The sequence below is a fragment of the Methanobrevibacter ruminantium M1 genome (genome assembly GCF_000024185.1).
In the GTDB taxonomy this organism is placed as follows: Archaea; Methanobacteriota; Methanobacteria; order Methanobacteriales; family Methanobacteriaceae; genus Methanobrevibacter; species Methanobrevibacter ruminantium.
The window spans coordinates 1,243,748-1,266,289 of the sequence record NC_013790.1 but is presented as its reverse complement, the minus strand read 5'-3'; the positions used below and the strand labels follow the sequence as shown (position 1 = coordinate 1,266,289).

Genomic DNA, 22,542 nt, shown 5'->3' with positions numbered 1-22,542 from the left:
AGTGGAATTAAAAATAGTAGTCTCATTTAAGGAGGAGAGTGTAAGTGGAATGTCTATTTTTATGTATCTGTTTGATAGATTTCCAAAGTAAATGAGAGAGTTGGCTTCAATATCACTGCTTAAAAAGCCTTGATTATCAAAAAAAGTGTTATAATTTGTGTCATCAATAATTATAGAATTGTCTTGGGAGTTTTGATTGCTGCTTAAATTAACAGAGCTATTTGCCCCCCCCCAATTGATGAATTAGAGCTTAGGGCTTTGAAATTTTTAGTGCTTAAGTCTAATTCTTGGGTGGAATTATCTATATTGCTGTTTAAATTGCTGTTAAAATTAGAGTTTAAATTACTGTCTAAATTGTTGTTTGAATCTGTGTTAAAGTTATTTTCTAAATTAGTGCCTATATTCTTATTTAAATCGCTCGAATCCATATCTAAAGCCCAGGCTGCGCTTATAGAAAATAAGCAAATGAAAATTAATGCAAAACTGACTAGAACTCTTTTAGACATAAATTCACCCTTAAAACTATTAAATAAGTCATATCAAATCTATTTTATAAAAATTAAATCATGTTTGATATGGAATATTCGAATAAACACCATAAATACTATTTTAAAAATTATAAAACTGACTTGATTATACTATATTCATAACACTATATATACATTACTAAAATTAGTCAATAAAACAAGCTTAAAAAATATAATTTAAAAAATGAAAAAGTCAAAATTCAAATATTAAAAATAGGATAAATTGAGAAATGAGTGAAAAAAATTGTTTAAAAAAAAACTAAAAATCTTAAAAAAAAGCAGATAAAGTTTTAAATGTCTAAAAAATTCTAAATGAAAAAGAGCTTGAATAAAAAATAAAATAAGAATAAAAGTTTAAAAAAAAATAAAAAGATGGGTTAAAAGATTAAAAAGAGACTAATCTATCTTTTGAACTTTTATAGGACCATCATTTTCAGTATAATACATCACATAGGTTCCAGGTTCCATGCCCTCATTTTGACCGGTTTCGTTTTCTGAAACTGTGAAAGTCTGTTTATGCAAGGTGTCTCCAGAATCGGCAACTGCCTTATTTTGCTCTGATATACTTTCAGAGACATTCTTAGCAATGTCCTTAACTTCAGAATCATTATTTGGGTCTTGTGATACGAGGGTGGCATTGTCTGTAGTGTCTACGCTTGTATCTGTATTGTTTGTTATATTTTCAGTTACATTCAATGAAATTGGAGCATTTCCGTTAAATGTCACATAAGCAAAGCATGCAAGGACAATTACAATCAATGCAATTACAATTCCAATTATCGCTTTATTATCCATGATTAACCTCCTTAGTTAATGTTCATTATTTATAATTTATAACAAAACAAGTATTTAAGATTTAATATAATTTTCCATAATCTTAAATCCAAATCAGGATTATGGGAAATCAGATTGGAAAATAAATAAAAATTTAATAAAAATAATAAAATTGAGATTGGAAAATAAATAAAAAATAAAATTGAGAATGAAAAAAATAATAAAAATAATAAAATTGAGAATGAAAAAAATAATAAAAATAATAAAATTAAGATTGAAAAATAAATAAAAATAATAAAATTGAGACTGAAAATAAATAAAAATAATAAAAATAATAATGAAAATTATCAAAAGCTAGTTTTGAGCAATCTCCTCATCCTTTCTCTCATATACAAACTTAGGAACTGCATGCTTGAATGGATCGAAGGTCTCAGGATTCTTTACCTCCACACACTTCATGCTTACCTTTGAGTGGAGGGATGACGGCAGCCTCAAAATTCTCTTAAGGTCTATTGTAACCTTTGCATCTATAGTGGCAAGGTTCACCCTTGCCATCGCATTCACCATATCCTTATATCTCCTTGGACCTATCCTTTCCTTAAAGAGTCCCCACTTGTCGTCAATAAGAAATTCCCTGTTTTTTATTATGTCCTTAAGGAGCCTATTGTTTATTCCATCTATTGTCTCATCTCCCCTAAGGTGGAATATATTATATTTAACCTTGTTTGTAAAGACTGCAGGATATGCTATAGGGATGGAGAAGTGCTCGAAGTTCAATGGCTTGGCTCCAGGGACTATGTTAGGATACTGTGCCCTTGGAACCTCAGCTCCAGCAACATACTTCAATACCTCAGCCCTCAGGTCGCTGTCGGCCTCCATCATATCGGGATCCAATATCCTTATATGAAATCCCCTGCCTGAATAGATGAGATGTATGTTCTTCAATCCCAGGTCTCCCTTCAATGTGTCAAGCATTATGTTGACCCTTTCCAAGGCCTCTCCAAGACATATCTCGCATACTCCGTCGCAGTTGCATGATCTGATTGGAAGGTCCTTGGCGTCTATGTCAAAGATGTATTCTGCCTTTTCCCAGCCTCCCCTCTTTCTAGGGTTCTGATAGAAGGCCACTGAAATGTATGCTGCAAATGGTGTCTTGTATCTTAAGAATCTTCTTAGGGTGTCTGTTCCCTTGAAGACCTTATATCTGTCGTTAGGACCGTTTCCAAGATGGTCGAAACCGAATTCCCTTTTGGTGATTCCTTGGGCTATGAAGTCTGGAAGGTCCTTATCCGACCATTCCTCTCTGTAATATATTCTTCTTTCTGCCAAGCTTGACGGACCATACATGAAATCACTCTTTAATAATTTAATTCATTTTAAAAAAACAGATTTTTTCCTTAAAAACTTAAAAATATTTATGATTTATATAATACTTAAAACTTATTATAAAACAAGAAAAACTAAGTTTTTCATGTAAAAAAGATTGATTTAATCATATTTAATTAGATTGAAAATAAGCAAAAACAAATTAAAAGAAAATAATTGATTAAACCAGATTCAAAATAAGCAAAAACAAATTAAAAGAAAATAATTGATTTAAACAGATTCAAAATAAGCAAAAACAAGTTAAGGATGATTTAAATGCTAAGTGAAGAAGAGCTCAGGCGACTTATAGAAAGCCTTACAATAAGGGAGATTATAGAGCCTGCATTGGACAATTGGACCAGGTACGAATCAACCGGAAAGACCGTCATTGACCTTAAAAGCGGAAGGGTCTATGGAATTTCACTAAAATCAAATGAGCTGTTGGAGCTGGACCATGACAACAATCACATAGAGCTCTATAAGATAGAAAGCCATGAGGACCTATTTGATGAGGAGGACCTTCTAAGCGAGGACGAATACAATAGGTTTCAAGAGTTCAAGGATAGAAAGGAGCTTGAGGATGAGGACTTTGATGACTATGATCCAGAGCTTTTAAGCGAATTCTGCATGATGGAATCAATAGATGAGAAGGAAAGAATCATTTCCATCCTGATTGAAGACTACCAGGAGTATCATTTCAATAACTATCAGGACTTTGAGCATTCCATTATCCTAAACTATTATGATGAGGATGACTATACCTATTAAACAAAAGATCGATTTATAAAGGGAAAAATATTGATAAAAGAATTTATTTGATTTTGGAAAAAATAGGGGAAAAATATTGATAAAAGAATTTATTTGATTTTGGAAAAAATTGAGAAAAAATAAAAAAAGTCGAGAAAAAAATTCATAAAAATTTGCAAAAAAAATTGCAAAAAATTTGATAGATTAGAAAGATCAATCGAAAAATTATGGAAAAATTGCTAAAAAAGCTTAAAAAATAACAGAAAAAAATCGTTAAAATAGCTATCGAACAAGTCTTAAAACCCCCTCAAAGAAATAAAACCACCTAATTCTGGTTTACTATACATTATAAATAGTAAAACTGCTAAAAAACCACCATAAGTTTATATAAGATAAAACACAAACCCACGAATATATCATCATGAAAAATAAGGAAAAATCCATTTTATTTCAATAAAAGAAGATGAAAATGGAAGGGGAATTTTGTTTATTTTCATACGAACAAAGCAATTTCACACTTTCACATCAATTTTTACTTGAAAATAGCAAATTGTTACGATATCGTAACAATTTTGACTTTAGAGTGTTAAAATTACTTGAATTCAAAAAAGAAAAGATTTAAATACTTTATTCACCAAAAGAAAAAAATAAAGGATTGTTCATATGGTGAATTTAAAAAAGTTAAATCAAATCTCAACCGAAAATAACAATACAGTATCATACTACGAAACAGAAGAAGGCAAAGTATATAAAGTATTAGTAGATGAAAATGGAGAATTAAAAAAGATTGCCTGTGAAGAATTTCCTTTTGAGCCTGCAAAGCAATTTAAAAAGGAGAAAATTAATAAAGTACATGACAGAATCTTCAAGTTCATTGCAGAGAACAATATACAGGCATTTTTGAATGTCTTTGGATTAAAGCATATAATATTCAAGCAATTCTTAAATGTTGAAATCTTAGATCAGACATTGAACCAAAGCTATTGCGACTTGGTAATAGAAGCTGAAGACGGAAAAATCTACATTATCGAATTTCAAAGCTCAGGCCCTGCAAAAAAGGATAAGATAAGATTTGGAGACTATCAGACGACCCTGCACAGAAAAAAGAAGGGGCAGAAAGTCATAGTTATAATGATAACCATAAATGATGATCCCGATAATGATGAACCATATGGATATGATAAGGAGTATCGCTACAGGATAAACAAGAGAAGCACAACCTGCTTTAACACAGAGAAGGTGATTAAGGAGTTGGAGTTTAAGGCTGAGAACGATTGCTTTGATGATGAGGCATATGTCAAACTGCAGCTACTATATTATATGGAAAGCAATGGTGATGAACGAAAAAAACTATTGAAAAAAGGAGTTGAAATAAAAAACAAGATAAAAAACCTATCAACAGACAGAAAAGTTGGATTGACACTGATATACATGGCTTTAGCAGTCCATAATTTTGAAGAAGAAGAACTAGAAAGATTCAAGGAGGAACTTAAAATGAACATGTCAATAGAGGAATATGCAGTAATGGGAATAAACCACCACATTGAAGAGAGAAATAAACATTTGAAAAAAGAACTCGAAGAAAAAGACAAAGAGCATAAAAAAGAACTCGAAGAAAAAGACGAAGAGATCCAAGCAAAAGACAAAGAGCATAAAAAAGAGATCCAAGCAAAAGATGAAGAAATCAATAAAATAAGAAAATTATTTAAAGATTTCTCTGAAAGCGGAGACAAAAAAGCAATGAATACCCTTAAAACCATATTATTATAGAATAAAATAAAAAATTCTAATAATTGAACGCAAGCATTCCTTTAAATTTAGTCATACAGACTATAATGTTAAAGCAATTCTCCCTTAGAAACATTACACTAGAATTTACACTAAACATGTAACAAAATAATAAAAACAGAACCTATTAGAGTACGCATTATCTAATTTTAAAGAAAAATTCCTAAAAAAAGATAAAAACTATCAAAGAAAGAAAATTGGATTGAACTAATAACATACCTTTAGCAGCCCCTAATTTGAAGGAAAATCACTATATAGATTCAGGGAGGAGATTAAATGAACATGTCATTTGAGGAATATGCAGTAATGGCAATAAATCACCACATTGAAGAGAGAAATAAATATTTGAAAAAAGAGATCAAAGCAAAAGAGGAAGAAATACAAGCAATAGACGAAAAAATACAAGCAAAAGAGGAAGAAATACAAGCAATAGACGAAAAAATACAAACAAAAGAGGAAGAAATACAAGCAAAAGAGGAAAAAATCAATAAAATAAGAAAATTATTTAAAGACTTCTGTGAAAATGAAGACGAAGAAGCAATGAATACCATTAAAAGCATATTATTATAAATAAAATGAAAAAATAAGGATATTTAACTAAGTTTTATTAAAATGATTAAATATACTTAGTTAGTTAATTAATTTTATAAAACTTGTTAAAATATCTGTTTTCATTGAACTAAGTTTTGTTTCAGTTTTAGAATTGCTTTGACTGTCATTTCCAACATTAGAATCAGAATTGATAGCTGCAGAAACATCTAAAACAGAAGCAAAATTAGAACCATTACCTGCAGAACCATCTGAAGTAGAACTATTACCCATAGAACCATCTGAAGCAGTACCATTACCTACAGAACTATCAGAACTAGAACCATTACCTACATAACCATCTGAAGCAGTACCATTACCTACAGAACTATCAGAACTAGAACTATTACCTGCAGAACCATTATTCTCACTAGAATTGTCTGTTGTGGAATTATTAATAGGCTCAGAAGCATTGTTAACACTAGCATTAGAACTGGAACTACCATTTACTCCAGAACCATTAACAACACTAGAATTAGTAGAATTAACAGTATTATTCTTTTTAACCGTCTTAATAACTATCTTAGAACTTCCAGAAACTATGTACTTATGATTGGCCTGGCTTATGGTCACATTATGAGTTCCTGCACTTAAAGCCTTTGTATTGAAATTAGCAACTCCACTCTTATTGGTAGTCACAGCATAGCTCTTAAACTTACTGCCTGTATAAACCTTAAGACTAATTTTAACTCCTCTTAAGGTCTTATTTGTCTTCTTATTCCTTACAGTCACCTTAAAGTATTTGGTCTGATTCTGATTTGCAGTTAGGGCAGGAGCTGAAACCTTAGTTTGGGTCTTTATAAGGGTGTCGATCTTTCCAAAGCTGTGGGTTCCAAGGAGCTTTTTATTAGGAGTTCCCGGAAGCTTGGACCTGCTGATATAGGTTTTCTTATAATGAATGTTATCGCTTTTTCCTCCAGTGCGTCTTCCTGCAAGGTTTCCCTTATCGTTTGCAGCATAGGCTTTCACCTGTGCGCTTGTCTGGTAGTTCTTAGTGCTTCTCTTATAATGGAAAACAGTGATGTCCCTTCTGTTTACTCCAAATCTGTCTGTAGCTGCAATCCTTAATGCTGCAGTTGCAGTGTCCTTTGAAAAGCTCTTATAGCTTCCCTTTCTAAACATGCCTCTTGAATTAGGAACATCAATATATTGGCCATTCTTCAGCTTTCCCTTCACATATCCGCTTTTCCAAACAATGGCATAGTTTCCTTTAGGATCCACTATTGCAAAGTGTCCTATGCCTAATGACCTTTCATATTTTCTAATTGTATTAAGCTTGGAATTTTGAATGTTATTGGATGAGACCATCTGACCTGCAAGGCTTTCTATCTTCTTATTGATTGTAGGATTGTCTGCACCTCCAGTTCCTACCAGCCATCCGTCTGAAGTGACGATAGCATGGAAAAAGTAGGTTCCAGTAAGCTTATACTGCTTCACTGCATTTCTTCCATGCCACTTTTGAGCGACTATATACAAGTCAGCTGCATATGTGGAATCCCTTCTAAAGGCGACAGCGCTTTCATTCTCATTTACATGGATATAGATTGATGAGCATCCCATCTCTCCAGGAGCGGATATCTTAATTGAGACCTTATTTTTTGTGTTTCTATAATTTATATAGTCCTTTTGGCCATCATCCTTTACATATGTGTAAACATCATATGAGCCTAGTTTTAGGTTCTTCTTTAAGGTGGCGATTCCATCCTTATCGCTTAGGGCATAGTAGTTCTTATAGTTTTTCTGTGATGAATAAACATTGAACTGAATCCGTATGCCTTCAACAGGACTTTTAGTAAGCTTGTTTAAGACCTTTACAGAAAAGAAGATGTTTGAATTGAGATATGTGGAGAAGTCCTTTGTATTGATTGATATATCTACCTTCTTTACATTGACTTTAACAGTCCTAACAGACTTCTTATAATCATCATCCCCATAAAATTCTATCTTCGCATCATATGAATTAGGTTTAAGGCCATAAAGAGAGAATGAGGCCTTTCCCAGTTTATCTGTCAATTGAGCATATGTTTTACCGTTGAGGCTTAGTTTGATTGTCTTGTTTGAAAGGGCCTGATTTTTATTATCCTTTAAATATAATACTAGGCTTGATTTTTCCTTATAGTATGTATTGATGTCCTTTGCAGAGATCTTAGTTTGGATTTTTGTATTGGACTTGTCTGCAGTACTAGAATTAGAATTGTTTTGGTCTTTGATAGAATTTGAATTGAGATTGTCTTTAATTGAATCTGAATCAGAACCCTCTAAATCATCTTGTTTTTCATCATCAGATGAAGAAATCATATTTTCAGATGATAAATTATTATTAGAATCATCATCTAGACCATGAACAGCATTAGAACTAAGTCCATTATTAAAATTGCTATTTAAATCACTGAAATCATTTAAATCAGCAATATCTTCATTTAAACCAGTGCCCTCATTAAAGGTATTATCTGAAGCTGAAACAGCAGAAATGGATAGCATAAATAAAACAATCAATGAAAAAATCAAAGCCTTTCTATTTAACATCAATTCACCTCAAGATTAAGAAAAAAATAATAAAACAAGCATCATATTCAATTGTTTTAAGTTATTAAAATCTAAAAATGATTTTTTTAAAAAAGAATTAATTTAATTAAAATAAAAGCAAATTTAGATTTTTTTTATATGCATATCTATTTAATAATAACTATATAAAACTTACTAAATTAAAATGATAGAAAAATTGTGAAAAATTGAAAGTTAAATAAAATAAAATTTAAAACTGAAAAAAAAAGCAGTACAAAAAAAGAAGAAGAAAACCAGTGAAATTAGGAAAGATTATTCCTATAAAAAAACCATAATCAACTATTCTTCCTCAGATTTAGATTCTCCACCTTTCTTGCTTAGAATCCACCTCATCCTAGAATAATAGCTTAATGGATTGTTTATCTTAGCGCAATCCTTATTCTCCTTGCACAGCTGAGGAAGATGCATCTTAATCTTTTCACAGCTCATAGGAGTGTACCACTTTGTCTCACCTTCATGCTCCAGCTCTGGAGTCTCATGCATCCCAAAGCCTAATTTTGAAGTAATGTTTATCTTCTCCTGTGGCTGGTCCTCAAACAAGGGAGGAGTACAGTTATCCGCTGCCTCATATATCAAAGGAAGTATCTCATTCATTGTGATGTTAAGGTTTGAGTCAATGTCTGAAACCTTTACGCTGGCATCTGCACCGAATATTCCAGGATAAAGCCTTGCATATGAAACAAATGAAGTAAGAAGAAGGACTATAGCATCGTTTCTTCCCCCTGAAGAGACCCCTTCGACGGTGTTTGCAATGCATGGAGGGAATGCTTCCCTCACTAGCTTGCCTATTTCCATATTACCATAGGCTCCTCCAGCTGCATAGAAGCTGCTGTACTTTGTCATAAGCTCTGTAATTGTCTCGCCAAGCATCTCACCAAGCCTTACAATGGCAGGGTGTGGCTCAATTGTTCTAAGCATATCCTGAATATGTGCAACATATTCCTCTGACTTTTGAATGAGAAGCTTGGATACGATCATTTCCTTAAGGCCGTCTCCAATTAGGATGTCATAGATTCTCTCTGGAGAGCGGTCAGTGAACTCATCGCCGAATGTATAGACAAACTCTTCCCTGTCAAGGACTATCTTACCATTATCCAATACAAGGTCTGTAAGGGAGATTCTTTTGCTTGCAACTAAGTCCTTCAGGAAGGCCCATTCTATGCCGTCCTGAACAAGAAAGTCCCCTAATATCTCTTCAACAAGCTCTCTTTTTTCTGTTTCAAGTAATCTTATCAATCTGTCCTCAACAAGAAGTCCATAGGATTCGACAAAAAGCTTTATCTCACGAGACCCCGCCCTAAATTGGCTTGCAACAGCCTGGGCAAGTATGTGGAATGCGATAGTGTCATATTCAGCAATCTCTTCATTAAAAAAATAGGCGTAATTGCTTGGATTGAAATCCTTATTGTTCTTTTTGTCGATATACCATTTGATTCTGTTGATGGCCAAGTCGGCAAGAGTCTCTGGCACATATTCCTGATTTGAAATGGTCTGACGAGGGCTATGAATGACTATGTCAATAAGGTCATCATTAGGGGCGAATATGTCGTCAAGACTAGAGAGTCCTCTGACTATGTTTTGGCCCTCTGAAGACAGTGGATTTAAATAAGAAACAATCACCATGCTTTTCTCTCCCGATTCTGTTAAAAGACAATAAGTTTAATGATAGAATATAGTTTTTTTTAAAAATATTTGATATTTATTATTAAATATTTTATTCATTCTATTTAAATAATCTTTTTATGATAACTCTGATTAATTAAAAATCAAATAATGAGCAAATTTATGATAAATCTGATTTATTAAAAGTCAATTTTAAGCCTTTTTTCTGGACTTCCACAAAAGAAAACGGATAAACACATTCAAGTAAAAATTGTTACGAAACTAAAACAATATTGTTACGAAATCAAAACAATTTACTACTATCAAGTCAATTTAACACTTTAAAGTCAATATTATTACGAAATCAAAACAATTTACTACTATCAAGTCAATTTAACACTATTAAATCAATATTTACCCAAAATATTAGCAAATATTTAAATAATAGAACAATAAAATAAAATTACATGGATTCAAAAGGATTAATCAACATAGAACTTTTATTTTGCACAATCATCATAGTCATGATTCTGATAGTGAACTTTCCTATCCTAGAGCATAGCATAGATTCTGCAAATGATATGGATGAAAACTCCCAAGGCCGATTTTTACTTAATTCGATATCAACTAGCATAGATCAAGTAAATAGCAATAATGAAGGATTTTCAAAGAAAATAAAACTTCCCCAATCTGTTGACGGAAACTATTATACAATACTTGTAAGCAGCAATGAAATAATATTGGAATTCAACAACAAGAAGGGAAAAGCTAAAATCCAGCCCATAAATCTAGTTGATTCAAAGAACCGAACATTAAGCAAGGCGCAATTATACAATGGAGGAAGCTACATAATTAAAAAGACCCTAACAAACAATAATGAGAGCCACATCTATAATCAAAGTTCTATAATAATCATGCAAGTAGAAGGATAAGGCAAATATAGGAAACTGCAATTAATAAAGGCAAGAAGAATTAGAAATGAAAAGAAAGTAAACTAAAAAAAATCGATGATAAAATGATAAAAACAGACAATAAAGGACAGATAACAGTCGAACTGCTCCTTCTTTTAAGCTTTACATTCATAAGCATCATAGCCCTTACAAACATCATAAGCGATGCAAATGAGGTAAACATAGCCATGGCTGCAGCAAGAAACGGAGCATTCGAAGGAGCTTCCTCAAACGGACTGGCAATCTATCCAAAGGACACCTTTGACAACTATTCAAAGGACAAGAGAAAGGAAGGCCTATTCAATATGAAAAACATTAAGATAATAAAGATTGCACAGACCTTTAAGGGAAAGGACAACTTCAATAAAACGAGGATACAGCTAAAGGTCTATGCCTCATCAAAGATCATAAAAACAAAGGAAGAGAAGGAGTCTGCAGGAGATCGTATAAATTACAATATGAGAAGAGCAATCACCAATTCATTTAAGACGGAAAATATAAGCAATAGACTATTTAATCCTGCCTTTTCAGACAGCTATAGTTTTACAACTGCAAATGTGGAATGGGTTTGAAAAAATAATAATGAATTGAATTTTAATTAAAAAAGTTTATTTCTAGAAGATGGTAATATGGATAGTCAGTACATTAAAGATAATTATTATTTTGAAACTTTAAACGAAAGCCACAATTTAAATAATTTTTATTGTGAAGATGAAGAATTGAATGAATTTTTAAAGGAAGACGCATTAAAACAACAAAAACAGAAACTAAATTTAACAAAATTGATTATATGTGATGACGAAATAATTGGTTTTGTAAGTTTACTCAGATGGAATAAGAATAAAAGATATTAAAGATGAAGGAGTAAGAACCATAATACAAGGAAAATTAGACAGCACTAATAAAAAAAGAATTCCTGCAATAAAAATAGGTAGATTTGCAATTGATGAAAAATATTCCAATAAAGGATTAGGTACTCACATACTAAGAAATATTATAAAAAATATTAAAATAATATCTGAAAATTATGTTGGTGTAAGATTCATAGTTGTAAACGCTTATGCAAAAGCATATGATTTTTATGTTGAAAAAAATCAATTTACTTGTTTAAAAAAAGATGAGAAAAAAATTAATGAAAAATTAGAAAAAATTATTAAGCAGAATCCTAAACAAACATTCTACTTATATATTGACTTAGTTGTTTAAAAAGGAACAAACCTTTGTGATTCTACTTCTTTCCAAAATTTCTTTTCTTTTTCTGTTGGAGGTTCATTCATTTTCTTTAAAAACCTCCTAGCATCTTCACCATACAAAGTAGGAGTTGGGCTAATTGGTCTAGCCATATTATCACCTCTTATACTAATTAATTTCTTAAAAAAAATCAACTGAAAATGTCATTTATGAGACACTGCTTCTTAAAAATTTATTTATTTATAAAATATTTACATAAAATAGTTTGTATTTTATCTTATATATATATATATTTCTTTATTTAAACTTATTATTTTTTAAAATAAAGAACTATAGGTTTAATATAGTTATAAATAGTAAACCAGAAGCGTTTTTGTAAACTATATAAAACTATATATAAAACGTTCGAAACAGTGAAAACAAAAAACAAGAAAAATAGAACAAAAAACTGGAAAAAAGTAAAAAATTAAAAACAGATTAAAAAACTAAAAAATATTATAAAAAATGAATTTAAAGAAAATAGGCAAATTTAGCCCAAATAATAGAAATAATCTTTCAAGTGTATAAACTGTGCAAATGTCTGATCATGAGTTACCCCAGGCATCAGCAGTGCAACAATTATACCAAGAATACCAAAAATAATGCCTATTCCCCATATCATCATCACAGCAGTCTTTTCATCCACCGGCTTTCTCAATACAAGCCTGATAAGGGATTTGAATCCCTGCTCCGGCCTTACAAGCTTGCCGTCCTCATTAAGCTGAGTCGGATTGTGCTGCTGCCTTTCCATAACTCCAGCACTGTAGAACTTTAACGCTGCATCTATAATGTTCGGTAGAAGGACAATGAATGCTATGAGCTTTACCCTTCCAATAAACGCAATTGCAGCGATTGTCGCCCCAATGATAAGGGTACCGGTATCCCCTGGAAAAACCTTGGCCGGATACTTGTTATAATAAAGGAATGCAAGAAGGGTTCCAAGCATTGTCATGCTTATAATCGCAACGTCATACTTTCCAAGAATGATACAGCTTATTGTAAGTGAGGTCATTGAAATAACCCCAAGGCCTGATTCTATTCCATTCAATCCTGCAAGCATGTTGGTAAGGTTTGAGGTGATTGATACTGCTATCGGAATCATGATCATATATAGAAGGCCTACATTAGGAGGGGCAACCCACCATAATGGTATGCCTGCCAAAAAGAGAAGGAATAGCTTCTCCTTTGAGGACAATACAATAAGGTCATCAACCATGCCGATGATTCCAACAAGAAGAACAACCAGAAGGACAACCACAAGCTGGAAGGTCAATACTGGAAAGAGAATTATTCCGGCAAAGATCCCTATGATGAATCCGAATATTATACCAATACCACCCATTTCAGCTACAATGGGACGGGAGGACTTATGAATGTCCTTTCCAATAATTTCCGCCTGCTCAAGCTTACCAATAAGCCAAGGCATAACCAAACGAGTACTTATAAATGAAAGAATCCCACATATCAATGCGATAACAATTAAAGGCAAAGTAGGAATTGAAATTAAACTTGACATCTTAAACACCACAATCATCTTTAAATAAAGATTTTCAAATCTTAATTAAATTATTTTATATTTCTTTTATTAAATAAACTTTTTATAAAATTTTAAAAAAACTTGACTAATCTGATAACTTTTCAAAATATAAAACCAATAATCCTATAAAAGAAAATTTTAAAAATTGAATAAAATTAGAAATATTAATAAATTGATGTTTACTATCTAAAAAGCAATGAAATATTTTTTATAGTGCTATTAATTTAATTATAGAAATAGTTAATTAAAATTAAAAGAATTAAAATAACCATAAAATAATTAAACCTTATTTTGATTATTTTCATAGTAAAATTTCTTGAAAAAATCTGGATGAAAAATATGGACTTTTTGAGTAAAAAATTATGATAGAATAAAAAAAATTTGATTGATCTTAAAAATTAAAAATATGAAAATAAAAATTTTGAAAAAATAAGATGATAAAAATTATGAAAATAAAACTTTCTTGAAAAAATCTTAATGAAAAATATGGACTTTAAGACTAAAAATTATGATAAAAAATAAGATGATAAAAAATTATGAAAAAAATAGATAATAAAAAAATAGAAGATAAAAAATAAAAATTTTAAATGAATTTAGAAAAGAAAAAGAAAAAATAAATGAAAAACTGAAAAAATAAAAAAATGAATAAAAAATGAATAAAAAATGAATAAAAAATGAATAAAAAAGATAGAAAGATAAATTAATCTATACGATTAATTTGATCTTCATTTTCCTCTTCTTCATCATCATCTCTTCTTCTTTTTATAGGTATTAAAATTAAGCTGAACAATACCATGAACAATACTAATATTGGATTACCGGTCTTTTTGCTTTCTAAATCAATACCACCATGAGCTTTGCCCTTATCTTGTGGGCTTGTACCGTTCTTAGGCTCTACAACAATGGTTCCATCAACAGAGCCAGCCAAGTACTTGCCGTCACCAGAGTAGTAGGCTTTGACAATATGTGTGCCTGGACCTAATCCAGAGATATGGAATACCGCTTTGCCATCCTTAATGCTTGCAGTGTAAGTCTTGCCATCTACGGTAATGCTTATTGTACCTGTTGCATCTTCTGGAACAGTTACGGTTATAACGCCGTCTTGGCCTACTTTGATTTCAGGAGCGTCCATGCCCATATCAGGTTTAACCTTGCTTACTGTAAAGCTGTCGCTTCTTTTAGCAGGGGCGTACTTGTCATCACCGCTATATGCAACATTGACCTTATGTTCGCCTGCCTTAATGCCAGGAATAACAAATGTAGCTTTGCCGTTTTCAACTGTAGCAGTATATTCTTTGCCGTCAATGGTAAGGGTTACGGTTCCTGTTGCATCATCTGGAAGAGTTACAGTAACGGTTTCATCATCTCCGACTTGGATGTTTTCAGTTGAAATATCGAAGCTTGGAGTAACTTTTGTCACTTTAAAGCTGGTAGCGTTTGAACTGTTTGTGTAGTTGTGGCTTCCAGGATATACCGCTTTGACAGTATGTTTTCCAAGATCCAAATCAGGAATGGTTAAAGTGCCTTTTCCATCAATGAGCTCAACAGTATAATCTTTTCCATCGACAGTTACAGTTATGTTAGTATTGATCTTTTCAGAGCCGTCTTCATGGGTAACTTCAATATCAATCACTGCATCTTCACCTAGCTTGATATCATCTACAGATATCTTGGTAGTGGTATTCTCCTTGTATACATGGAAAGTGTCATTGTCGCTGACGGAAGTGTAGTTTTCATTTCCGTTATAGACTGCCTTAGCAGGGTATGTGCCAACAGCCAAGTTTACAAGGTCAAGAGTTGCCTTGCCGCTGTATGCTCTAACAATTGAACTGAATACACGCTTATCATATCCGTCATCAAGAGGTACTGTTACAGTGACTCCATTTACAGTGATGTCCACAGTGCCTGGAGCATCGCATGTGACAGTGAGCACTTCTACATCGCCATAGTAAATGTCATATACATGAATTTCAATGTGAGGAACTGCTTTTGCAACTTCAAATGCTCCTTCAGTGCTATCTGGATCGTAATTGCCATCACCGGAGTATTTTACATCAACTATGTAGTTTCCAGCGGCCAAGTCAGGAACATCTACAGTAGCCTTGCCGTTTTCAAGAGGAACATCATTGAATACTTTAGTATTTCCATCCTTATCTGTAATAGTTATGTTTACAGTACCGGTAGGAGTGACTCCTCCTTCCACTGGATTTACATCAACAGTTATAGGCTCTTCGTCACCATATGTGATGTTCTCAGTCTCAAGAGTGATATTGCTGTTTGATCTGACAACTTTAAAGCTTGAAGTAGCTTTAGAGCCAAGGTAATTATCATCTCCCGGATAGTCTACTGTTACATTATAGTCTCCAGCATCCAAATCAGGAACGCTAATTGTAGCCTTGCCGTTTTCAATAGGAACATCATTGAATACCTTGGTTTTACCGTCCTTATCTGTAATGGTTATGTTTACAGTGCCTGTTGCATCCTCTGGAAGGCTTACAGTAATGGTTTCATCATCACCATAATCAATGTCTTCTGAATCTACATTCAATTCTGGTTTTGCCTTGTTTACAGTAAAGCTTCCGCTGGAGTTTCTAGCAGTGTAATTCTCATCACCGCTGTATGCCACATCAACAGTGTAGTCGCCGGCATCTAAATCTGGAATGTCTAGGGTGACTTTGCCATCAACAAGATCTACTTGGTCTTCATAAACGACATTGCCATCCTTATCCTTAACGGTTACGTTTACAGTGCCAGTAGGAGTGGAACCTCCTTCAACAGGGTCAATGGTTACGGTTATAGGCTCATCCTCACCATAATCAATGTCTTCAGTGTCAGCATCGACTTCAGGAGCTACCTTATCTATGCTGAAGCTATCGGAACTATTGACTGGGTTGTAATTATCATCACCGCCATAAGCAACTTCAACAGTGTAATCGCCAGCAGGCAAACCAGGAACATCAACAGTAGCCTTGCCATCATCAAGCTTAGCTTCACCTTCATAAACAACATTGCCGTCACTATCCTTAACGGTTACATTTACAGTGCCTGTCGCATCTTTAGGAAGGGTTACAGTAACAGTCTCATTGTCACCATAGTCAATGTCTTCACCATCAACTTCCATATCAGGGTTAACTTTACCTACAGCAAAGTTTCCGTTGGAGTTTGTAGCAGTGTAATTCTCATCACCGCCATAAGCAACTTCAACAGTGTAATCGCCAGCAGGCAAACCAGGAACATCAACAGTAGCCTTGCCTTCAACAAGGTCTGCTTGGCATTCATAAACAACTTTGCCGTCACTATCCTTAACGGTTAGATTTACAGTGCCTGTAGGAGCAGATCCTCCTTCAACAGGGTTAACTGTGACAGTTACAGTCTCATTGTCACCATAATCAATGTTTTCAGTACCAACATCGACTTCAGGACTTACCTTATCTATGCTGAAGCTATCGGAACTATTGACTGGGTTGTAATTATCATCACCGCCATAGGCTACATCAACAGTGTAATCGCCAGCAGGCAAACCAGGAACATCAACAGTAACCTTGCCCTCTTTAAGCTCAGCTTCACCTTCATAAAAGACATTGCCGTCATTATCCTTAATGGTTACATTTACAGTGCCTGTCGCATCTTTAGGAAGGGTTACAGTAACAGTCTCATTGTCGCCATAATCAATGTCTTCAGTTTGCACATCCATATCAGGAGAGACTTTAGCTACATTGAAGCTTGAGCCTCCAGTTGAATCATCGTAGTTGGAATCACCGCCATAGCGTACATCAACAGTGTAATCTCCTGCACCTAAATCAGGAACATCAAGGGTAGCCTTGCCTGCAACAAGATCTACATTGCCTTCATAAACAACTTTACCATCAGAATCTCTGACAGTGACATTTACACTACCTGTAGGAGTGACGCCACCATCAACAGGGTTAACTGTAACAGTTACAGTCTCATTGTCGCCATAATCAATATTAACAGTATCGACATCGACATCAGGAACTACCTTATCTACATTGAATCTGACTGTCTTATTGGTTGGATTATAGTTTCTGTCTCCAGGATACTTGACAGTTACATTGTATGGACCCGGTGTGATGCCTGGAACGTCAACAGTAGCCTTGCCATCTTCAAGCTGAGCTTCACCTTCATAAACAACAGTGCCATTCTCATCGGTAATGGTTATGTTTACACTACCTTTCGCATCTTTAGGAAGGGTTACTGTTATAGTCTCATTGTCGCCATAATCGATGTCCTCAGTTTCCACATCCATGTTTGGAGTGACGGTAGCTACTGTAAATGTATCACTGCCTTCGGAAGATTCATGATTATCATCACCGTTATATATGGCAACTACTTCATATTCACCGGCTTGAAGGCCAGGTACAACAAATACTGCACGGCCTTTATCATTAATTTCTTTAGTTGCTATCTCTGTGCCATTAATCTTAATGGTAACATTGCCGGTTACATTAAATCCATCTACAATAACAGTAATTGTCTCATTCTTTCCATAGTCAATGTTTTCAGAGACCACATGAACATTTGGTTTCTCCTTATCCACAGTAAATGTCTCGGTTGAGCTTGCAGGATTATAGTTGGAATCGCCGCTATAGCTAGCAGTTACTTCATAATCACCTACAATCAATCCAGGAACATTAAAGACTGCAACACCATTGTCAAGTTCAACAGGACCATATTCAGTGCCATTTACAGAAATGGTTATATTGCCTGTGATATTATTATCAGTGATTCTTACAGTAATTGTTTCGTTTTCACCATAAGTAATGTTTACAGGACTTATGGTCATGTTCTTGACATCTGACTTATCTACTTTGAATGTATCGGAAGCAGTGCTGTTCAAGTAGTTTCTATCGCTGTGATATACAGCAGTTACATTGTATTCTCCAACAACCAAGTCTTTTACATCAAATACAGCTTGACCTGCAGAAACTTCTTTAGTTAATTCAATATCAGTGCCGTTGATTGTAATGGTTACAAATCCAGTGGCATTATTATCGCTTACAGTAACTGTAATGGTTTCCAAATCAGTGTAATTAATGTCTATTCCATCTACCTCAACATGTGAAGGTGCTTTATCTACATGGAATGGAGCATTTACAATGCCGCTTTCATAGTTGCTGTCACTAGAATAGTTAGCATAGACAACATAGTTATTCACTTCAAGGTCAGGTACTGTGAATTCGACAGTGTTTGATCCAGGAGTGATTTCCTTCTTCTCTGTGTAATCTCCGATTGTAATTGTTACATTGCCTGTAGCGTCATTTGGAACAGTGGCGGTAACGGTTACGTTATCTCCATAAGTCACATTAGTAGCAGTTACAGTCAGATTGACTGGAGCTGATTTCTTTACATTGAACAATGCGCTGGCATTGCTTTCATTATAGTTAACATCATCATGGTAAACCGCAGTTACATTATATTCGCCGGCTGTAAGGCCTGGAACATTGAAAGTGACAGTCTGTGAGCCATCTTCAGTAATGTTCTTAGTCAATTCAACGCCAGTGCCGTTAATCTTAATGGTAACCATACCAGTAGCATTAGGAACATCAACGGTTACAGTGATAGTTTCATTATCAAGATATGTGATATTTGTAGGAACTACAGCCACATTGGAAGCAGCTGGTTCAACCTTGAACAATGCAGAAGCGTTGACGTCATTATAGTTAGCGTCATCTGTGTACTCTACAGTAACATTATAGTCACCTACAACAAGGCCTGGAACATTGAATGTTACAGATTGTGAGCCATCTTCAGTAATGTTCTTAGTCAATTCAACATCAGTTCCGTTAATCTTAATGGTTACATTACCTGTAGCATTAGGAACATCAACGGTTACAGTGATAGTTTCATCTTCATTGTATGTGATATTTGTTGGAACAACAACGATGCCTGTATCTGGGTTGACATCAGGAATATTAGCCTTATCCACATGGAATAAGGCAGATGCATCGCTATTGTTGTAATTAGGATCATCAGTGTATTCCACAGTTACATTATATTCGCCTACTGCAAGGTCTGGAACAGTTACTACAATAGTTGGCTTGTCTTCACCTGTAAATGTAGTTGTGTTCACTTCTGTGCCATTTATCTTGACTACAACAGTACCTGTAGCATTAGTTACGTTAACGCTAATTGTAATGGTCTCATTATCAAGATATGTGATATTTGTAGGAACTACAGTCACATTGGAAGCAGCTGGTTCAACCTTGAACAATGCAGAAGCATTGACGTCATTATAGTTAGCATCATCTGTGTACTCTACAGTAACATTATAGTCACCTACAACAAGGCCAGGAACATTGAATGTTACAGATTGTGAGCCATCTTCAGTAATGTTCTTAGTCAATTCAACATCAGTTCCGTTGATTCTGATAGTTACATTTCCAGTAGCATTAGGAACATCAACGGTTACAGTGATAGTTTCATCATCATTATATGTGATATTTGTTGGAACAACAACTATGCCTGTATCTGGGTTGACATCAGGAATATTAGCCTTATCTACATGGAATAAGGTACTTGCATTGCTGCTGTTGTAGTTAGGGTCGTTGCTGTATTCTACAGTCACATTATATTCGCCAACAGCTAATCCCCCTACTGTAATATTGTAGGTTGGATTGTCTCCGCTTACGGTTCTTTCGTCTTTTTGAGTTCCATTTATCTTAATTACAACTGTACCGCTTGCATTAGTGATTGGAACAGTGACAGTGATAGTCTCATTATCAAGATAAGTGATATTTACCGCTTCGACAGTCACATTTGATGAGGCTGGTTCAACCTTGAACAATGCAGAAGCGTTGACGTCATTATAGTTATGATCAGCTGTGTATTCTGCAGTTACATTATAGTCGCCTACAACAAGGCCTGGAACATTGAATGTTACAGTCTGTGAACCATCTTCAGTAATATTCTTGCTTAATTCGATATTAGTTCCGTTTATCTTGATGGTTACTATGCCTGTAGCGTTGTTTACGCCGATAGTTACAGCGATTGTTTCATTATCAAGATATGTGATATTTGTTGGAACTACAGTTATATTATCTTCAGTAATGTTAGCCTTATCTACTGTGAATCTTGTAAGGTTGTTGTTTCCATTGTAGTTTCTATCTCCATCATATGTTACGGTTACTTCATATTCGCCTGCTTCTAAGTCTTTGACTGTGAATGTTGCTTTTCCATCTGTGCCAATCTTTTTAGAGCCGATTTCACTACCGTTTACGCTGACAGTTACCCATCCAGTAGCATTATTGTTAGGGACAGTTACAGTGATTGTCTCATCTTCTCCATAGGTTATGTTAGTTGCTTCAACTATTACGGTTGAATTAGCTTTATCAACATGGAATGGAGCATTTACGATGCCGCTTTCATAGTTGCTGTCACCAGAGTAGTTAGCATAGACAACATAGTTATTCACTTCAAGATTTGGTACTGTGAATTCGACAGTGTTTGATCCAGGAGTGATTTCCTTCTTGTCTGTGTAATCTCCGATAGTAATGGTTACATTGCCAGTAGCGTCATCTGGAACAGTGACGGTAACGGTTACGTTTTCGCCATAAGTCACATTAGTAGCAGTTACAGTCAGATTGACTGGAGCTGATTTCTTTACATTGAACAATGCACTAGCATTGCTTTCATTATAGTTAACATCATCATGGTAAACAGCAGTTACATTATATTCGCCCACTGCAAGACCTGGAACATTGAAAGTAACAGTCTGTGAACCTTCTTCAGTAATGTTCTTAGTCAATTCAACAGCAGTGCCGTTAATCTTAATGGTTACATTACCTGTAGCGTTATTGATATCAACGCTGACTGTGATAGTCTCATTTTCACCATAAGTAATGTTTACTGGCACAACAGTCACATTGGAAGCAGCTGGTTCAACCTTGAACAATGCAGAAGCATTGACATCATTATAGTTAGCGTCATCTGTGTATTCTGCAGTTACGTTATAGTCGCCTACAACAAGGCCTGGAACATTGAATGTTACAGTCTGTGAGCCGTCTTCAGTAATGTTCTTGCTTAATACGATATCAGTGTCGTTAATCTTAATGGTAACCTTACCGGTAGCATTGCTTACATTAACAGTTACGGTAATAGTTTCATCATCATTGTATGTTATATTTGTAGGAACAACAACGATGCCTGTATCTGGGTTGACATCAGGAATATTAGCCTTATCTACATGGAATAAGGCAGATGCATCGCTATTGTTGTAATTTGGATCATCTATGTATTCCACAGTTACATTGTATTCGCCTACTGCAAGGTCTGGAACAGTTACTACAATAGTTGGCTTATCTTCACCTGTAAATGTAGTTGTGTTCACTTCTGTGCCGTTTATCTTGACTACAAGAGTACCTGTAGCATTAGTTACGTTAACGCTAATTGTAATGGTCTCATTTTCAAGATATGTGATATTTGTAGGAACTACAGTCACATTGGAAGCAGCTGGACTAACATTAAACAATGCAGAAGCATTGACATCATTGTAATTTGGATCATCAGTGTATTTGGCAGTTACATTATACTCGCCAACTGCAAGGCCTGAAACAGTGAATGTTACAGTGCCACCGCCAATCTCCTTAGTTTCAATGTCGGTTCCATTAATGTTGATAGTGACTTTGCCAGTTGCATTAGGAACATCTAAAGTAACTGTAATGGATTCATCTTCAAGATATGTGATATTTGTTGGAATTACAACAAGACCTTCAGTATTTGGAACATCAGGAATATTAGCCTTATCCACATGGAATAAGGTAGATGCATTGCTGTTGTTGTAGTTAGGGTCATTGCTGTATTCTACAGTCACATTATATTCGCCAACAGCTAATCCTTCCACTGTAATGTT

The 22,542-nt window shown here is 34.3% G+C and carries 14 protein-coding genes; 6 read left to right on the top strand and 8 right to left on the bottom strand.

What is annotated here, in order from left to right; genetic code table 11:
• Positions 1 to 203 precede the first annotated feature (203 nt).
• The 3 genes from MRU_RS04915 to priS all read right to left on the bottom strand — a co-directional run bounded on the left by MRU_RS04915 (position 204) and on the right by priS (position 2,648).
• Positions 204 to 506: a hypothetical protein gene (locus tag MRU_RS04915; protein WP_012955778.1), complete on the bottom strand. Its 303-nt coding sequence runs from the start codon at positions 504 to 506 to the stop codon at positions 204 to 206.
• Positions 507 to 923: 417 nt separating this feature from the next.
• Positions 924 to 1,322: a hypothetical protein gene (locus MRU_RS04910; RefSeq protein WP_012955777.1), complete on the bottom strand. Its 399-nt coding sequence runs from the start codon at positions 1,320 to 1,322 to the stop codon at positions 924 to 926.
• A gap of 333 nt (positions 1,323 to 1,655) precedes the next feature.
• The gene (gene priS / locus MRU_RS04905; protein ID WP_012955776.1) at positions 1,656 to 2,648 is read right to left on the bottom strand and encodes a DNA primase catalytic subunit PriS; all 993 of its coding nucleotides are present in this window, start codon (positions 2,646 to 2,648) and stop codon (positions 1,656 to 1,658) included.
• Between the two features lie 294 nt (positions 2,649 to 2,942).
• Here priS and MRU_RS04900 point away from each other — a divergent pair, with 294 nt between their 5' ends.
• The 3 genes from MRU_RS04900 to MRU_RS04890 all read left to right on the top strand — a co-directional run bounded on the left by MRU_RS04900 (position 2,943) and on the right by MRU_RS04890 (position 5,771).
• Positions 2,943 to 3,434 (top strand): hypothetical protein, encoded by a 492-nt coding sequence (locus tag MRU_RS04900; RefSeq protein WP_012955775.1) that lies wholly within the window; start codon positions 2,943 to 2,945, stop codon positions 3,432 to 3,434.
• 879 nt (positions 3,435 to 4,313) lie between these two features.
• Positions 4,314 to 5,183: a hypothetical protein gene (locus MRU_RS04895; RefSeq protein WP_143714307.1), complete on the top strand. Its 870-nt coding sequence runs from the start codon at positions 4,314 to 4,316 to the stop codon at positions 5,181 to 5,183.
• A 294-nt stretch (positions 5,184 to 5,477) separates the two neighbouring features.
• A complete protein-coding gene (locus tag MRU_RS04890; RefSeq protein ID WP_012955773.1) occupies positions 5,478 to 5,771 on the top strand; it encodes a hypothetical protein in 294 nt (97 codons plus the stop codon).
• A gap of 60 nt (positions 5,772 to 5,831) precedes the next feature.
• On the opposite strand, the gene MRU_RS04885 is transcribed toward MRU_RS04890, so the two are convergent.
• Both MRU_RS04885 and priL read right to left on the bottom strand, forming a co-directional pair.
• Complete coding sequence (locus tag MRU_RS04885; RefSeq protein WP_012955772.1) at positions 5,832 to 8,315, bottom strand: adhesin-like protein; 2,484 nt, start codon at positions 8,313 to 8,315, stop codon at positions 5,832 to 5,834.
• Between the two features lie 318 nt (positions 8,316 to 8,633).
• Positions 8,634 to 9,977, bottom strand: a complete 1,344-nt coding sequence (gene priL, locus MRU_RS04880) for a DNA primase large subunit PriL (RefSeq protein ID WP_012955771.1) — start codon at positions 9,975 to 9,977, stop codon at positions 8,634 to 8,636.
• Between the two features lie 446 nt (positions 9,978 to 10,423).
• On the opposite strand from priL, the gene MRU_RS04875 reads away from it, so the two are divergent.
• From MRU_RS04875 to MRU_RS11390, 3 genes are all read left to right on the top strand, one after another.
• Positions 10,424 to 10,888 carry a hypothetical protein gene (locus tag MRU_RS04875; protein WP_012955770.1) on the top strand — a complete coding sequence of 155 codons (465 nt, stop codon included), beginning with the start codon at positions 10,424 to 10,426 and terminating at the stop codon, positions 10,886 to 10,888.
• 83 nt (positions 10,889 to 10,971) lie between these two features.
• Positions 10,972 to 11,478, top strand: coding sequence for a hypothetical protein (locus MRU_RS04870; RefSeq protein ID WP_012955769.1), 507 nt, complete (start codon positions 10,972 to 10,974; stop codon positions 11,476 to 11,478).
• Between the two features lie 57 nt (positions 11,479 to 11,535).
• Complete coding sequence (locus MRU_RS11390) at positions 11,536 to 11,760, top strand: hypothetical protein (RefSeq protein ID WP_012955768.1); 225 nt, start codon at positions 11,536 to 11,538, stop codon at positions 11,758 to 11,760.
• Positions 11,761 to 12,108: 348 nt separating this feature from the next.
• Here the strand turns inward: MRU_RS11390 and MRU_RS11925 are convergent, their stop codons facing one another.
• From MRU_RS11925 to MRU_RS11700, 3 genes are all read right to left on the bottom strand, one after another.
• Entirely contained in the window at positions 12,109 to 12,249 is a 141-nt protein-coding gene (locus MRU_RS11925) for a hypothetical protein (protein ID WP_012955767.1), read from the bottom strand.
• A gap of 377 nt (positions 12,250 to 12,626) precedes the next feature.
• On the bottom strand, positions 12,627 to 13,652 hold the full coding sequence (locus tag MRU_RS04860) for a multidrug transporter (RefSeq protein ID WP_012955766.1): 1,026 nt from the start codon (positions 13,650 to 13,652) through the stop codon (positions 12,627 to 12,629).
• Between the two features lie 721 nt (positions 13,653 to 14,373).
• Positions 14,374 to 22,533, bottom strand: a complete 8,160-nt coding sequence (locus MRU_RS11700) for an Ig-like domain-containing protein (RefSeq protein WP_012955765.1) — start codon at positions 22,531 to 22,533, stop codon at positions 14,374 to 14,376.
• Positions 22,534 to 22,542: the final 9 nt, after the last annotated feature.

Excerpts from the sequence above, each read along its gene's own strand:
- priL (WP_012955771.1), bottom strand. The coding sequence starts at position 9,977 with ATGGTGATTGTTTCTTATTTAAATCCACTGTCTTCAGAGGGCCAAAAC.
- MRU_RS04885 (WP_012955772.1), bottom strand. The coding sequence starts at position 8,315 with ATGTTAAATAGAAAGGCTTTGATTTTTTCATTGATTGTTTTATTTATG.
- MRU_RS04875 (WP_012955770.1), top strand. The coding sequence starts at position 10,424 with ATGGATTCAAAAGGATTAATCAACATAGAACTTTTATTTTGCACAATC.
- MRU_RS04915 (WP_012955778.1), bottom strand. The coding sequence starts at position 506 with ATGTCTAAAAGAGTTCTAGTCAGTTTTGCATTAATTTTCATTTGCTTA.
- MRU_RS04870 (WP_012955769.1), top strand. The coding sequence starts at position 10,972 with ATGATAAAAACAGACAATAAAGGACAGATAACAGTCGAACTGCTCCTT.
- MRU_RS11925 (WP_012955767.1), bottom strand. The coding sequence starts at position 12,249 with ATGGCTAGACCAATTAGCCCAACTCCTACTTTGTATGGTGAAGATGCT.
- MRU_RS04890 (WP_012955773.1), top strand. The coding sequence starts at position 5,478 with ATGAACATGTCATTTGAGGAATATGCAGTAATGGCAATAAATCACCAC.
- MRU_RS04860 (WP_012955766.1), bottom strand. The coding sequence starts at position 13,652 with ATGTCAAGTTTAATTTCAATTCCTACTTTGCCTTTAATTGTTATCGCA.
- priS (WP_012955776.1), bottom strand. The coding sequence starts at position 2,648 with ATGTATGGTCCGTCAAGCTTGGCAGAAAGAAGAATATATTACAGAGAG.
- MRU_RS04910 (WP_012955777.1), bottom strand. The coding sequence starts at position 1,322 with ATGGATAATAAAGCGATAATTGGAATTGTAATTGCATTGATTGTAATT.
- MRU_RS04900 (WP_012955775.1), top strand. The coding sequence starts at position 2,943 with ATGCTAAGTGAAGAAGAGCTCAGGCGACTTATAGAAAGCCTTACAATA.
- MRU_RS11390 (WP_012955768.1), top strand. The coding sequence starts at position 11,536 with ATGGATAGTCAGTACATTAAAGATAATTATTATTTTGAAACTTTAAAC.